The following is a 14,934-nucleotide window of genomic DNA, read 5'->3' as shown; positions in this document are numbered from 1 at the left end:
AAAAAAACAGCATAGTCTTATTGTAGCGCAAAAAAAGGATGCCTAATAGACATCCCTTTTGAATAAATTATTAACCAGCAATTAACATCAAGGCTGGAACTACAATTACGAAGAGTAAAGTAGTTAATGCCACAACGTTAGTAGCATATTCCTTATCGCCATTACCTTGATCAGCTAAAATTGGTAAAACAGCTAATGCTGGAGTAGCGGATTGAATAATAAAGGTATTAGCCATTAAGTGTGCTAAGTGTAAGCCCATAGCTGGAGCAACAACTCTAATTAAAAGAATCATTACTGCTGGAGCAATTACTAATCTACCTAAAACAGCCAAAATAGTTTGTAAGTCGAACTTAATGTTCTTAATCCCGATATTAGCTAACATAATCCCAATGTAGATTAATGAAAGTGGAGTAACTAAGTTACCAACATAAGTAAAGGTATTAGTTGCAAAATCTGGTAACTTCAATCCAGTTAATAGCCAGACAATTGCAACAATAAATCCTATTAGTGGCATCGGCAAAAGCTTCTTCCAGTTAAAGCTTGCTTGTTCTTTAGCCTTACCTGGCATTGCATCCCCTTGCATGAAGAAAATACCAACAGCCCAAGTAGAAACAGTATTAATCACGTAGTAGATTAAGAAGTATTGCATCGCCTTATTGCCAAATAAAGCCATGTTAAGTGGCATCCCAATAAAAATTGTATTGGCATTTGCAACTGTATTGATGAAAGTTCCCCGTCTACCGGCTGGAATTCTAAACATTGCAATTAATAAAAAGGCAATAATATAAGTTAAAAATACCCCTAAGGCTGGTATCAGCATTCCTTCAAATAACTGTCCCAAACTATCCTTAGTTAAGTTCTTTTGAACACTAACAAAGATTGAAGCTGGAAGGGCTATTTGCATAATTAATTTAGAAATATTACCTGAAAAAGTATCAGCAAACCAGTCTTTGATTCTTAAAGTATATCCTAGTGCAATAATCAAGATAACCACGATTACACTAGAAATAGATGAGATAAACGTTGACATAGCTTCCTCCTTTTTTAAAAACAATATAGAAATACTATATATACTCAAGATAGCTATAGTCAAACTTACCAGCTTTTATAAATTATATTTATAAGACAAAAATGAAGGCTATAAAGCCTTCATCTTCACTATTCTTTATTTAGCAATTATATAATTACCATATTATTTTTCATCATACCATTCAGTGTGGAAGACACCTTCACGGTCATTTCTGAAGTAAGTGTGAGCACCAAAGTAGTCACGTTGACCTTGAATCAAATTAGCAGGCAAGCTTGGGTTAAAGATTGATTCTAAGTAGTTAAGGGCTGCACTCAAAGTTGGAGTTGGAATACCATTTTCAGCAGCAACACTAACAACTCTTCTCAAGTCAGGTAAACGATCTTGCATCATCTTAGCAAAGAATGGTGCTTCGAATAAGTTATTAATTTCTGGATTTTCTTCAAAGGCATCTTCAATATCCTTCAAAGTCTTAGAACGAATAATGCATCCAGCTTCCCAGTTTTGGGCAATACCTGGGTAGCGTAAAGTCCAATCATAAGCCTTAGCAGCCATCTTAAGTTGCATAAAGCCTTGAGCGTAACAAACTGCTTGACCTAGGTATAAAGCACTGGCGATAAGTTCTGGTAAATCACTACTAATCTTACTTTGATCAACGCTAATTTCCTTACCAGTTCTAGTAGTAGCCTTAGACATAAATCTGGCAAGTACAGCTTCTGCAATCACACTAATAGGTGCACCTAAGACAATTGCATCTTCCAAAGTCCAGTTACCAGTACCCTTGTAAGAAGCTTCATTCAAGATATGATCAATAACCTTATCACTGGTTAAATCATCATCTTTTTTCAACACTTCAGCTGTAATTTCAGCTAAGTAGCATTGCAAGTCTTCATGGTTCCACTTATCAAACAAGGCACTCATTTCATCATTTGAAAGTCCGCAAGCCTTTCTAAGCATGTCATAAGCTTCTGAGAAAAGTTGCATAATCCCATATTCAATTCCATTGTGGACCATCTTAACGTAGTGACCACTAGCTTCAGGACCAATATAACTTACACAAGGACGACCTTCTGGAGTCTTAGCAGCAATTGCTTCTAAGATTGGTCTTACCTTTTCAAAAGCTGCTTCATCACCACCTGGCATCAAGGCTGGTCCATGAAGGGCACCTTCTTCACCACCAGAAACACCCATACCGATAAAGTGCAAACCAAATTTTTCTAATTCATGGAAACGGCGACGGGTATCGTGGAAGTTAGAGTTACCACCATCAATTACGATATCACCAGGTTCAAGAAGCTTGGTCAACTTTTCCAAAGTCAAGTCAACAGGCTTACCTGCTCTAATCATAATCAAAATCTTACGGGGTTTTTCAAGTGAATTTACAAATTCTTCCCAAGTATAAGTTGGCTTAAGTTTATCATCTGCATATTTTGCCAAAGCATCAACTTCTGGCTTATCAATACTAAAACCAGCAACAGAGTAGCCCTTACTGTGGATGTTAAGAGCTAAGTTCTTACCCATAACGCTAAGGCCGATAACACCGAATTCTTGCATATATTTACCTCCATTTAACCATATACTACTATTATACTTTTTACCCTAGAAAAATGCTAAGTTAAGGCAAGAAAAAAGCCTTCAACTCAGAACTTTATTCTAAGTTAAAGACTTTCTTTTAATGGGTTTTATATAGAGCTATAGAAATAAGTATGATTTAAAAGATTGAAATTAAAATTCTCTCTTCTTAGTTGCAAATGCGGCTAATGAACCTAAGCCTAATGCAAGTAATCCAAGAGCTTCTGCTGCATTAGTTTCCATACCAGTTTGTGGTAATGACTTGCTGCTTGAAGAAGCAATTTGTGAATGTGCAGCGATTGCAGCTACTTTAGCCTTAGTGTTTGCGCTTAATACTGAAGGCTTTGCTTCTGAAGCAGTTGACTTAACGCTTGCTGCAGCTGGCTTAGTATCTGATGATACTACACTGTCGTTTGACTTAACGTCTGATGATGAGTTGGTGTCAGTAGTTGAACTTTGTGAGCCTTTGTTTGAGTCAGTATCAGTTGAAGTGCTTTGTGAACCTTGGCTAATTCCTTGGTATTCAGTACCTCTGTCATCTTGGAACAATGGGGCGCCAGTCTTGCTCTTTGGCATACCTTCGTATTCATGACCTTGTCCATCTTGGAATAATGGTTCACCGGTCTTTGATTCATACTTAGGTACGCTAACAAGCATGTTGTTAAGAACGTTAGTATCTGCCTTCAAAGCATCTTGCCAAGTATTCAAAACGTTTTGCTTCTTAGCTAAATCGTTGTTAAGAGTTGATAAAGTCTTGTTCAAATCCTTAACAGCTGCAAGGTTTTTAACAGCTTCATTGTATTTGGCAATAATAGCTTCATCTGCTGCGATTTCAGCATTTGCACGGACAACAAATGGATCCTTCTTAGCTGCATCTAACTGCTTATTCCACCAGTCAAGTGCTTTTTGTCTGTCAGTAACATCTGCAGTGTGTCTGTCAACACTAACTTGGTGTCTGTGTAATGCTGCATTTGCTGAATCAGCTAAACTTTGCTTTTCAGCAACTTCTGCAGCTAATACATCGTTACTTGAATCCTTGGCTGCTGCAGCTTTAGCATCTGCTAATGCCTTGTTTGCATCATCTGCTACCTTCTTAGCTGCGTCAAGTTGCTTAGTAGCTTCATCTAAAACTTTCTTAGCGTTGTTCAATACGATAGTTGCATTCTTAACATGAGTTTCGTTTTCTGCTACTGCTTTGTAAGCTGCTGCATTCTTATCACGATTAATTTGACCTTGTGCTGCAGTCGCTGCATCTCTTAACTTGCCTAATTCATAGTTGTTTGGTAAGTTAGCTTCTTTACGAGCTTGTGCGTATTCATCAACTTTTTCTTGAAGTGATAATGCACTTGCTTTTCTAATAGCTTGTAAATCAGCTGCTTCCTTAGCTGCTGCATCATATGATGCTTGTAAGTCAGCTACGCTATCAGCTGCCTTCTTGTGACCTGCGTAATCGCCTCTCTTAAGGATTAAGTCAGCATCTCGAATAGTCTTGTTAGCTGCATCAATCTTGTTTTGAGCATCAGTTGCTGCTTGTTTGTGCTTTTGTGAAGCTTGGTATAAAGCATTTAACTTATCTGCCTTAGCCTTCATAGCTGGATCAGTAGCAATCTTAGCTTGATCAAAGCCTTCAAGTGCTGCATTGTATGCTGCATCATCAGTCTTAGCTGCAGCTTTTTCTGCGTCAACAATCTTTTGTTGTTCTGCGATAGTCTTGTTAGCATCGTCCTTCATTTTAGTTAACTTAGCATAAGTCTTAGCTTCATTCTTATCCCAGTTATCCTTGTATCTCTTAGCGTCATCTAAAGCTGACTTTGCACTAGTAGCTTTTCTTTGAGCTGCGTTATAAGTGTGCACTGCGCTATCAGCATCTTTTTCAGCTTGCTTCCAAGCATCATGAGCGGCTTGAACTTTACCAGCTGCTTCGTTAGTCTTCTTAGCGTTGTCGATAGCAGTTTGGGCATCATTTACATCTTTTTGAGCCTTGTCTACTTGTGCTTGGTCGTCTGCTACTTTAGCCTTTTGGTTGTTGTAAGCTTCTTGAGTAACACCATCTTTAAGAGCTGAAGTTTCTGACTTAGCTTCATCCTTAGCTGGAGTTGCATCTTTAGCAACCTTTTCAGTTGCAGGTTGTTGTGCATTAGTTTCTGCAGCCTTAACTTGACCATTTGCTCCCATTGACATGAAAGTTACAGTTGATAACAACACTGATGCTGCACCAATTGTTAACTTACGAATTCCAAAACGTTGAACGCGCTTTTCATTCTTAAAATTCATACTTTTTTCCTCCAAGATTAAAAAATATAGGAGACACTTATCCCCTTTGTCTACAAGCTCGATTTTACCCCCCCAATTTTATTGTCAAGTGGTTTAACAAATTTAATGTATTTTTTTGAAATTTTCTGCCATTTATATATCTGTTTAGTTATATATTTTTTCATATTATTCATTTGCAATTTACAGATTCACAAAATCTTATCTCTAAGCATCACGTCAGCATTTTTATAATTTATCCGGTATAATGTACCCATAATTAACTATTAGGAGGCTTATTTGCATGCTTTTTAAAAAGAAAAGTCCTTCAAAACTATCACAGCATGTTCTTGCTGCTATGTTTTCAGCGACAATTCTTTTTGCCATTTCAATTAATAACCAAGTTACGGCTGATGCTCTTTCTGACAGCTCTGACAAGTCAACTAGTTCTGGTAGCTTACCCCCTGCTAAGCTAGCTGATTCAATTAAGATGCCTGATAAGGTCACTGTAGCTAATCAAGCTGCCTTGTCTGCTGATGAACTTGCTCAGATTAAGAAGAATATTGAAACTGCTAACCCTAATGCAACTGCTATTGTTAATGACGACGGTAGTGCTAGGGTGCAATTTATCGATGGTTCTACTCATGACCTTACGTCTCAAAACACCTTTGTTTCAAATTCAGCTGAAACTGATAAAACTAGTGATAATAACAAAGCTGAATCTTCAAATTCTGAAACTCAAAATCAAACAAATAACTCAAATAGCAATACTAGCGAAGATAAGGCAGATTTAGCTGCGGCTGTTAACTTCGAAGATACAGTCAAAAGATCCGCCCCTTATAAAGGTGCTAAAGAAAAGAACAAGCAGGCTTATAACCAAGCTGTCGCTGCCGGCCAAAAAATTTTAAGTCAAAATAACGCTAGCCAATCTCAAATTGATCAAGCTACCAGCGCAATTAATAAGGCCAATGCTCAGCTCGACGGCCACGTTCATAAAGTTAAAAATTCCAAACCAAAGAAAAAGCCTGCAGCTTCGACTAAGAAGCCACAAGCTAGTTCTCAAGCTGTAACTGCCCATAAAAAGGCCCAAAAAGCTACATCTAAGCCTAAAAAATCTAACACTTCAAGTATCATCATCGGCTTTAGTAGTATCGGTTTATTACTTGCCCTTTTTATTTCTCTTGGAGTTAAGATTAAACAACAATAATTAAATAATTAAGTACAAAAAAGAAGCGAAACCTAAAGTTTCGCTTCTTTATTTTTGTTTATTTGTCAAAATTAGTGAGCTGAAGCACCTGAAGTTGCATCTTCTTCTGGTTCTTCTTCAACTTCTTCTTCGTGAGCTGAAGCACCAGTTGCAGCATCATTTTCTAAGCCAAACTTTTCAGCAAAGTATGAGAATGGCTTCAATGGTTGTGCTTGGTACTTTTCAACGAATGCTGGGTCACTAAGAGTGTTAAGTTCAGTTGAGTAGTGCATGTCGTGGGTGTACTTAATGTCGATTAACATTGGTCCATCCATCTTCTTCCATTCCTTAACTGCTTCTTCAAATTCTTCCTTAGTACGTACAGTTACACCCTTAACGTTCATACCTTCAGCAACCTTTGCCCAGTCGTTATCTGGAATGATAACACCTGACAATGGTTGGTTAGATTCATCTTCTTGTTCTGCTTGGATGTAACCAAGAGTTTCGTTAGTGAAGACAACGTTTAATACGTGCATGTTGTAGCGTGCCATGGTCAACAATTCTTCACACATCATTGCGAAGCCACCATCACCAGCTAATTGCCATACTTCACGGTCTGGGTAAACTGTTGCTGCAGTAAGAGCTGCTGGAGCACCATAACCCATAGTTGCATGAAGACCTGAAGTAGTCCACTTTTGGTCACCGTGCATCTTAAGAAGACGGGTGTGGTCCATGTTTACGTTACCAACATCAATAGCAAAGACTGCGTTGTCTGCAGCTTCTTTGTTGATTACATCCCAGATTGGTTCTTGACGAACTGGACTTTCCTTTGAGTCCTTGAAGCTGTCAAGCCATTCATCCCAATTTTGACGGTCAGCAAGAGCAGCCTTGTATAATGGAGATTCATCACGTGCTTCACCAGCATCAATAATAGCACGAAGTGACTTCTTAGCATCTGCAAGCATTGATACATCAACCTTGTGACGCTTACCAAACTTAGCAGGATCAACATCGATTTGGATTACTTTAGCATCCTTTGGGAACCATAATACTGAGAATGGTGAGTTGTTACCAACCCAAACTACCAAGTCAGTGTGACCTTGAATTTCGTTAGCTGGCTTTGGCCCGATACGGCCAATAGTACCCATGTATGCAGGGAATTCATCTTCTACAATACCTTTACCAAGGTATGAAGTAAGAAGTGGTGTCTTGAATTTTTCAGCAAATTCCTTAATTTCTTCGCCACATCCCTTTGCACCATTACCGTAGTACATAACAGGGTTCTTAGCTTCTTTAAGAAGTTTAACCGCTTCTTCAACTGAAGCCTTAGTTGGTGCAGCATAGTTGTCTTCAACACGTGCATCGTAGTTTACACGGAAGTTATCATCAATCTTTTCCCAACCTAAGTCCTTAGAAATAATCATTACTGCAGGACCTTTTCTTGCGTAAGCTTGACGAATACATTCGTCCATTACTACTGGGATTTGAGCTGCAGTCTTTGGTTGACGGCAGAATACACTAGCGTTCAAGAACCACTTGTCTTCATCGAATGCTTGGAAGAAGTCGATGTCTTGACGGCCTTCTGGAACGTTAGCAACGATTGCTACCATAGGAGTCTTGTCAAACTTAGCATCGTACAAACCGTTGAATAAGTGAGCAGCACCTGGTCCAGCTGAACCAAAACATACACCAACTTTACCAGTTAATTTGTATTCTGCTGAAGCGGCTAAAGCACCTGCTTCTTCGTGACGAACTTCGATAAATTTAATTCTATCTTTCCAGTTGTGAATAGCGTTCATACTTGAGTCAAATGAACCACCTGGAAAACCATAAACGTGATCAATATGCCAGTCGTATAAAACTTTAAACATAGCGTCTGAGCCATTAATTTTTGCCATATTGTGCATCTCCTTAATGTTATACTTACATTTGTAATTAAAACACTTTTTTTCACAATTGCAAGTGTTTGCTATCGTTATCATGTCGCAAATGTAACCGCTTTTCCAAAGATAATGATTTCACAAGCTGACGTTATTTATTTTTATTTTTACTGATATTACAAGCTTTAAATTTGTGATAGCATTATCAATCCTTACTTTTTGTACCCACTTTTTCAACTTTTTAAATTGTAAGCACTTAACTTGTTATTTTTAAATTTAACCAATTCATAAGATTTATTGTAAAAAAATAGGGCCACTTTATCGTAGCCCTATTTTTCTTATTTATTACTTTTCAATTTTTGAATACTTACCTTGTTGAATGTAAACCGTCAAAATTGCAATATCAGCTGGATTTACCCCTGAAATCCGTTCTGCTTGAGCAATTGATTCTGGCCGAATCTTCTCAAATTTTTGCCGTGCTTCAGTAGCCAAGCCATCAATCTTACTATAGTCAATTCCTTCTGGAATCTTCTTTGATTCAAGTCGGCGAAGCTTTTCAACTTGCAATTCTTGCTTCTTGATATAGCCAGCATATTTAACATCGATTTGCACTTGTTCACGTACATAACGATCACTTGCGATTTCTTCACCAGTTAATTTTTCAATTGCTTCAACTGTTACCCCTGGGCGACGCAAGAAGGCACTAGCTCTAAGGCCAGCAGTCAATGGACTTTGATTAATTGATTCAAGAAATGCTTGCACTTCATCAGTTGGATGAATTTTAACATCATAAAGTTTAACCAAAGCTGCCTTAATGGCTGCTTTTTTAGCTTCAAATCTTTGGTAGCGTTCATCACTAATTAATCCAAGTTCATGACCATATTCTGTTAACCGCAAGTCTGCATTATCATTACGCAAAAGCAAGCGATATTCAGCTCGACTAGTAAGCAATCGATAAGGTTCATTGGTTCCTTTAGTAACTAAGTCATCAATTAAGACACCAATATAAGCTTCATCCCTACCCAAAGTAAAACCAGGCTTACCTTGTGCACGCAAAGCCGCATTAATCCCTGCAATAATTCCTTGACCGCCAGCTTCTTCATAGCCACTAGTCCCATTCATTTGACCAGCAGTAAACAAGTTCTTAATATTCTTGGTTTCAAGCGTATGCTTTAATTGCCATGGCTCAATTACATCATATTCAATTGCATAACCAGGACGCATCATTTCTGCATTTTCAAGACCGGCAATCGAATGCACCATATCTTGTTGAACTTCTTCTGGCATTGAAGTTGAAAAATCGCCGACGTAATATTCATCCGTATTTTTGCCTTCAGGCTCTAAGAAAATTTGATGCCGTGGCTTATCCGCAAAACGCACAATCTTAGTTTCAATTGATGGACAATATCTCGGGCCTACCCCTTCAATCACCCCAGTATACATCGGAGCACGATCAAGATTATCTCGAATTATCTGATGAGTCCTTTCATTAGTGTAGGTCATCCAGCAAGAAAGTTGTTCTTTGAGATAGTCCTCATCTTTGGTTTCAAATGAGAAGTGTCTTGGTTCGCTATCCCCAGGTTCTTCTTCTGTCTTTGAAAAATCAATTGTATTGCCATTAACTCTTGGTGGAGTCCCAGTCTTAAACCGGCGCAATTTAAAGCCTAGTTTTTCAAGATTTTCTGAAAGTTTAATAGCTGCGATTGTATTGTTAGGACCTGAAGAATAAGTAAGTTCCCCAATAATGATTCGGCCACGAGCTGAAGTCCCGGTTGTTAAAACCACACTTTTAGCTAGGTATTTTGCACCAGTATTAGTAATAACGCCATGACAAACGCCATCTTCAACAATTAATTCATCAACTGTTGCTTGGCGCAAAGTTAAATTAGGTGTGTCTTCAATCGTCTGCTTCATTGTTTCATGGTATTGCACCTTATCAGCTTGCGCACGCAAAGCACGCACTGCAGGACCCTTACCAGTATTGAGCATCCGCATTTGAATATAAGTGGCATCAATATTTTTACCCATTTGACCACCTAAGGCATCGATTTCTCTAACAACTGTACCTTTGGCAGGTCCACCAACTGATGGGTTACATGGCATGAAGGCTACCATGTCTAAACTAATCGTAAGCAATAAAGTTTTTTGACCCATTCTTGCACTAGCAAGGGCTGCTTCACTACCTGCATGTCCTGCTCCGACGACAATTACATCATATTCATTTGAGCTATATGTTTTCAGCATTTTCTTCTCCTACTTACCTAAACAGAATTGACTAAATAATTGTGTAATTAACTCATCAGGTGCGCTATCTCCCGTTATTTCACCTAAAGTATCCCAGGCTCCGGTAAAATCAATTTGCGCAATATCAACTGGCACATCATTATCAACGGCTTCAATCACATCCGTTAGTTGAGTTTTGGCCTTTTCAAGTAGGCCAGCTTGCCTTTGATTAGTAACCAGTACTTCATCATTAGAATTGTGGATTCCACTAAAGAACAGTTTCCTGATTGCTTCTTCTAGATCATCCAAGTTCTCTTCTTTCAGAATTGAAGTGACTACAATTTCTGCATCAGTTTTTGCAGCTAAGTCCGCTTTTTTCAGTTTTAGTCCCAAATCAGACTTGTTTAAAACCACAATACGCTTTTTATTCTTGGTGTACTCAATTAATTTTTCATCTTCAGGCGTCAATTCCTCGCTCGCGTTAAGCAATAATAAAACTAAATCTGCCTGCTCGATAGCCTTTTTTGACCGTTCAACACCAATTTTTTCAACCTTGTCTTCAGTATGGTGAATTCCGGCGGTATCAATTAACTTCAACGGTACACCCTTAATTGAGACATATTCTTCAAGCGTATCACGTGTAGTCCCAGCAACGTCAGTCACTATCGCCTTATCATCTTGAGTCAAATAGTTAAGCAGGGAGCTCTTTCCCACATTAGGTCGGCCTACAATTGCCGTTGCTAAACCATTACGCATTATCTTGCCTTCACTGGCAGTTTTGAGCAAACGATTAATTTTGGCAATTACACTTTTTGAAGTTTCTTGCATCTGTTTGGCAGTAACTTGATCGGCATCATATTCTGGATAGTCGATATTTACTTCTACATTAGCTAAAGTATCTAAAATTTCTTGGCGCATTGCCCGAATCTTAACTAGCAAACCACCTTCAAGCTGATTCATCGCTACTTGTCGTGCCTTGTCAGTCTTAGCTCGCACAATATCCATCACACTCTCAGCTTGGGTTAAGTCAATTCGGCCATTAACAAAAGCACGCTTGGTAAACTCTCCCGCTTCTGCCATTCTTGCCCCATTTTTCAAAAGTAATTGCAAAATTTTATTGGTGACTACAATCCCACCATGGCAGTTGATTTCTACCATATCTTCTTTAGTGAAAGTCTTGGGTGCAAGTAGGACTGAAACCATTACTTCATCAATCACTTGCTTAGTTTCAGGATTAACAATATGACCATAATTGATAGTGTGACTATCAACTTTACTTAAATCTTTTCCCTTAAATAGTTTATTAGCAATCTTAACTGCATCTTCGCCTGATAATCTAACAATTGATATTCCACCTTCACCAATTGGCGTTGAAATTGCAGCAATCGTATCAAACTCAGTTAATGTCGGCATCATTATCTTCCTTTTTTGTATTAAAAAAAGCGCAATTTCCATCACGATGTGATGGATAAAGCACTTTCACTACTTTATCTAATCAAAATTAGATTTATTAACTTTTATTTCTTTCTTCCGATGCGCTTGTACGCCTTACGTATCTTACGCTTGCGTTCCCTTTCAGCATTTTTCTTTGCTTCTTGCTCCCTCGCATATTTGAATGGGTTTTGCAAGATGAAAGTTTGCACAACGGAGAATAAACTTGAAATTACCCAGTAAAGAGTAATTGCAGTTGGGAAACTAATTGCGGGGATTGCAACAATGATTGGAGTAACCCAAGTCATCGCCTTAGTCATCCCGGCAGATGATGAATCCGGCATTGACATTTGACTTACATATGAAGCCATGAATGTAAATACCGCAGCCAAAATTGGCATGACATAATAAGGATCCGCCTTACTCAAATTCATCCAAAGAAAAGTTCCAGCTTGTAATTGCTTAGTCGCATAAATAGATTGGTACAAAGCAAACATAAATGGAATTTGCAAAAGCATAGGCAAGCAACCAACATAAGGATTTACGCCGGCTTCTTTATAGAGCTTTTGTGTTTCTTCGTTTAATAATTGTCGACTTTCGACATCATTACCTGCATACTTTTTTCGCAACTTATCAAGTTCTGGCTGAAGCTGTTGTTGCTTAGCCGTACTCTTGAGTGAAATTGCGAAAAGCGGAAAGATTAACAACCGAACCAAAATTGTAAATACAATAATGGTTAAGCCATAGTTCTTACCTAGCAAGTCTGCTAACCAAAGCAGGAATTGAGAAAAGTAATAAATGACGTAACGATCCCACCAACTACCACTTGTATGTGATACATGGCCAGTATTAGCAGAGCAACCAGCTACAACAACTGCAACTGCAACTACTGCTAAAAGTGCCAGGATTCGTTTGACATTTTTCTTATTTAAAATGCCTTTCATCCTAGTTCCCCTTATTTTCTTCTGAACTATTTTCGATTACCTTAGCTAAAGTTAAAGCATGAATCAGATTCTGTTTAACTTCGGTCATTCCGAAATCACGAGCATATGGTCTAGTAATTACCAAAAAATCTGCTTGTGCATCAATTTGGTCCCTTACTTCTGTAACAGTTGCTCGGATGTAACGTTTGAGACGATTTCTAACTACCGCCGTATGACCGACTTTTTTACCTACAGAAATTCCAATCCGAAAATGTTTGTTTTCGGGCCGAACTAACTTGTAGACCACAAAAGCGCGATTAGCTACTGAATCGCCTTTTTTAAAAACAGTCTGAAAATCCTTTTCCGATTTTACGCGATAAGATTTTTTCAAAATGTTTCATTCCATCCAAACATTAAAAAAACCACTGGTAAATTCAGTGGTTTAAGCAGATAAGACTTTTCTACCTTTTGCACGGCGTCTTGCTAAAACCTTACGGCCGTTAGATGTGCTCATCCGTTTCATGAAACCATGTACACGTTGACGGTGACGTTTCTTAGGTTGGTATGTTCTCTTAGTTGTCATTGTATCTAGCACCTCCATTTTTTATTGCTAACAGCACAATTTACTATTAAGGATAGCATGTTTAAAGCGAAAAACCAAGTAATATTTCCAAAAAAGGCTAATTTTTTTCGAGCGCTAGCAAGATTTGTGGATAAAAATAAAAAAATTTTTTAGCCATTTTTTGGAAAATCACAGGCTTGTACTCGCACTTTTCCACAAGTCACAACTTGTCAAAAAGTTTTTCCACAGCATGTGGATAGTGTTTTCAAAAAGTCACTTAATCCTTTGGTATTATTTCAAAAGTTATGCACAACTTTTGCTGTAGATAAGTCTGTTTTTTAGTTTTTCGCAGTCAAAAAGTGGATATCTTTTTAGTCACTTATGCACAGCTTGTGAATTCTTAATTCTTTTTATTCACTTGTGGAAAACTTCTGCAAGTAATGCTACACTTAATATGTTTTTACAGTTAAAGTGAGGAATTTTTTGTGTTCGATTTACAGAAATTTTGGGATTACTTTAATGAACAAATGCGCCAAGAGTATAACGAAGTGGCTTATAATGCCTGGTTCAAAAATACTAAGCCTATTTCCTATAATAAGGAAACTGGTGAATTGGTCATTGCAGTAAAGAATCCTATTGCTAAAGGTTATTGGGAAACCAACCTTTCTACCAAGTTAATTCAAACGGCTTACGCCTATGGTAATTTTGAAGTTTTACCAGTGTTTGAAATTGACGGAGAAGAAAGTCCAGAACGTTTTAAAGCACCCGAGCCACCAAAAAAAGTACCTGCTAAAAGTACACCTGTTGCCAGTGACTTTATCACTAAGGATTTGCAACTTAATGATAAGTACACTTTCGATACCTTTGTTCAAGGTGAAGGCAACAAGTTAGCTGAAGGAGCTGCACTTGCAGTCGCTGATAGCCCAGGTAGTTTTTACAACCCGCTCTTCATTTTTGGGGGCGTTGGTTTAGGTAAAACCCACTTGATGCAGGCTATTGGGCACCAAATGCTCAAGGAACGTCCTAATGCGAAAGTTGTTTACATTCAAAGTGAAACTTTCGTTAATGACTTTATCAACTCCATCAAAAATAAAACTCAAGATGAGTTTCGTGAAAAGTACCGGACAGCTGATTTATTATTGGTTGACGATATTCAATTCTTTGCCAAAAAAGAAGGGATTCAGGAAGAATTCTTCCATACTTTTGAGACCCTTTATAATGATCAAAAGCAGATTGTTATGACTAGTGATCGCTTGCCAACTGAAATTCCAGATTTATCTGAACGGTTGGTATCGCGGTTCGCTTGGGGCTTACAAGTTGAAATTACCCCTCCTGATTTGGAAACTAGAATTGCAATTTTGCGGAAAAAAGCGGAATCTGACGGTTTAAGAATCGACGATCAAACGCTAGACTATATTGCATCTCAAGTTTCCACAAACATTAGAGAACTTGAAGGGGCCTTAGTTAAGGTACAAGCACATGCTACCATTGAAAAAGCTGACATCAATGTCAACTTGGCTCGAGATGCCTTAACTGATCTAAAATTAGTCCAAAAGAGTCGCGGAATTCAGATTCCAAAAATTCAAGAAGTAGTTGCTAACTATTTCCAGACAACAGTTAGTGAATTAAAAGGCAAGAAGCGGGTTAGACAGATTGTCGTCCCTCGTCAAATTGCAATGTACTTAGCACGAGAGTTAACAGATGCTAGCTTGCCAAAAATTGGTCAAGAATTTGGCGGTAAAGATCACACCACAGTTATGCATGCTTATGAAAAAATCGAAAAAGACGTGCGTACTGATAGTGAAATCAAAAATGCGATTTACGAATTGCGTCAAATGTTAGAGCATTAAGTTAATAACATGTGGAAAACTTGTAGAGTT

Annotated in this window: 11 protein-coding genes; 2 read left to right on the top strand and 9 right to left on the bottom strand. The window is 38.1% G+C overall.

Features of this window, described 5'->3' with window-relative positions:
- Positions 1 to 70 precede the first annotated feature (70 nt).
- The 3 genes from H628_RS0102525 to H628_RS0102515 form a co-directional block, all read right to left on the bottom strand.
- On the bottom strand, positions 71 to 1,030 hold the full coding sequence (locus H628_RS0102525) for an AEC family transporter (RefSeq protein ID WP_027825050.1): 960 nt from the start codon (positions 1,028 to 1,030) through the stop codon (positions 71 to 73).
- Positions 1,031 to 1,192: 162 nt separating this feature from the next.
- Complete coding sequence (gndA, locus tag H628_RS0102520; protein ID WP_027825049.1) at positions 1,193 to 2,581, bottom strand: NADP-dependent phosphogluconate dehydrogenase; 1,389 nt, start codon at positions 2,579 to 2,581, stop codon at positions 1,193 to 1,195.
- Between the two features lie 171 nt (positions 2,582 to 2,752).
- Positions 2,753 to 4,873 carry a YSIRK-type signal peptide-containing protein gene (locus H628_RS0102515; protein WP_027825048.1) on the bottom strand — a complete coding sequence of 707 codons (2,121 nt, stop codon included), beginning with the start codon at positions 4,871 to 4,873 and terminating at the stop codon, positions 2,753 to 2,755.
- Positions 4,874 to 5,153: 280 nt separating this feature from the next.
- On the opposite strand from H628_RS0102515, the gene H628_RS0102510 reads away from it, so the two are divergent.
- Complete coding sequence (locus tag H628_RS0102510; protein ID WP_027825047.1) at positions 5,154 to 6,056, top strand: FIVAR domain-containing protein; 903 nt, start codon at positions 5,154 to 5,156, stop codon at positions 6,054 to 6,056.
- Positions 6,057 to 6,127: 71 nt separating this feature from the next.
- On the opposite strand, the gene spxB is transcribed toward H628_RS0102510, so the two are convergent.
- From spxB to rpmH, 6 genes are all read right to left on the bottom strand, one after another.
- The gene (gene spxB, locus H628_RS0102505; RefSeq protein WP_027825046.1) at positions 6,128 to 7,933 is read right to left on the bottom strand and encodes a pyruvate oxidase; all 1,806 of its coding nucleotides are present in this window, start codon (positions 7,931 to 7,933) and stop codon (positions 6,128 to 6,130) included.
- 327 nt (positions 7,934 to 8,260) lie between these two features.
- The gene (mnmG, locus tag H628_RS0102500) at positions 8,261 to 10,159 is read right to left on the bottom strand and encodes a tRNA uridine-5-carboxymethylaminomethyl(34) synthesis enzyme MnmG (RefSeq protein WP_027825045.1); all 1,899 of its coding nucleotides are present in this window, start codon (positions 10,157 to 10,159) and stop codon (positions 8,261 to 8,263) included.
- A 9-nt stretch (positions 10,160 to 10,168) separates the two neighbouring features.
- Positions 10,169 to 11,554, bottom strand: coding sequence for a tRNA uridine-5-carboxymethylaminomethyl(34) synthesis GTPase MnmE (mnmE, locus tag H628_RS0102495; protein ID WP_027825044.1), 1,386 nt, complete (start codon positions 11,552 to 11,554; stop codon positions 10,169 to 10,171).
- A 101-nt stretch (positions 11,555 to 11,655) separates the two neighbouring features.
- Positions 11,656 to 12,513 carry a YidC/Oxa1 family membrane protein insertase gene (locus tag H628_RS0102490; RefSeq protein WP_027825043.1) on the bottom strand — a complete coding sequence of 286 codons (858 nt, stop codon included), beginning with the start codon at positions 12,511 to 12,513 and terminating at the stop codon, positions 11,656 to 11,658.
- 1 nt (position 12,514) lies between these two features.
- Entirely contained in the window at positions 12,515 to 12,883 is a 369-nt protein-coding gene (gene rnpA / locus H628_RS0102485) for a ribonuclease P protein component (RefSeq protein ID WP_027825042.1), read from the bottom strand.
- 51 nt (positions 12,884 to 12,934) lie between these two features.
- Complete coding sequence (rpmH, locus tag H628_RS0102480) at positions 12,935 to 13,075, bottom strand: 50S ribosomal protein L34 (protein ID WP_006585370.1); 141 nt, start codon at positions 13,073 to 13,075, stop codon at positions 12,935 to 12,937.
- Between the two features lie 464 nt (positions 13,076 to 13,539).
- On the opposite strand from rpmH, the gene dnaA reads away from it, so the two are divergent.
- Complete coding sequence (gene dnaA / locus H628_RS0102470) at positions 13,540 to 14,904, top strand: chromosomal replication initiator protein DnaA (RefSeq protein WP_027825041.1); 1,365 nt, start codon at positions 13,540 to 13,542, stop codon at positions 14,902 to 14,904.
- The last annotated feature ends 30 nt before the right edge of the window (positions 14,905 to 14,934 follow it).

It is taken from the genome of Lactobacillus psittaci DSM 15354, assembly GCF_000425905.1.
Classification (GTDB): Bacteria; Bacillota; Bacilli; order Lactobacillales; family Lactobacillaceae; genus Lactobacillus; species Lactobacillus psittaci.
This window is presented reverse-complemented; position numbering and strand designations above follow the sequence as displayed.

Excerpts from the sequence above, each read along its gene's own strand:
- mnmG (WP_027825045.1), bottom strand. The coding sequence starts at position 10,159 with ATGCTGAAAACATATAGCTCAAATGAATATGATGTAATTGTCGTCGGA.
- rpmH (WP_006585370.1), bottom strand. The coding sequence starts at position 13,075 with ATGACAACTAAGAGAACATACCAACCTAAGAAACGTCACCGTCAACGT.
- H628_RS0102525 (WP_027825050.1), bottom strand. The coding sequence starts at position 1,030 with ATGTCAACGTTTATCTCATCTATTTCTAGTGTAATCGTGGTTATCTTG.
- spxB (WP_027825046.1), bottom strand. The coding sequence starts at position 7,933 with ATGGCAAAAATTAATGGCTCAGACGCTATGTTTAAAGTTTTATACGAC.
- H628_RS0102515 (WP_027825048.1), bottom strand. The coding sequence starts at position 4,873 with ATGAATTTTAAGAATGAAAAGCGCGTTCAACGTTTTGGAATTCGTAAG.
- gndA (WP_027825049.1), bottom strand. The coding sequence starts at position 2,581 with ATGCAAGAATTCGGTGTTATCGGCCTTAGCGTTATGGGTAAGAACTTA.
- H628_RS0102510 (WP_027825047.1), top strand. The coding sequence starts at position 5,154 with ATGCTTTTTAAAAAGAAAAGTCCTTCAAAACTATCACAGCATGTTCTT.
- mnmE (WP_027825044.1), bottom strand. The coding sequence starts at position 11,554 with ATGATGCCGACATTAACTGAGTTTGATACGATTGCTGCAATTTCAACG.
- H628_RS0102490 (WP_027825043.1), bottom strand. The coding sequence starts at position 12,513 with ATGAAAGGCATTTTAAATAAGAAAAATGTCAAACGAATCCTGGCACTT.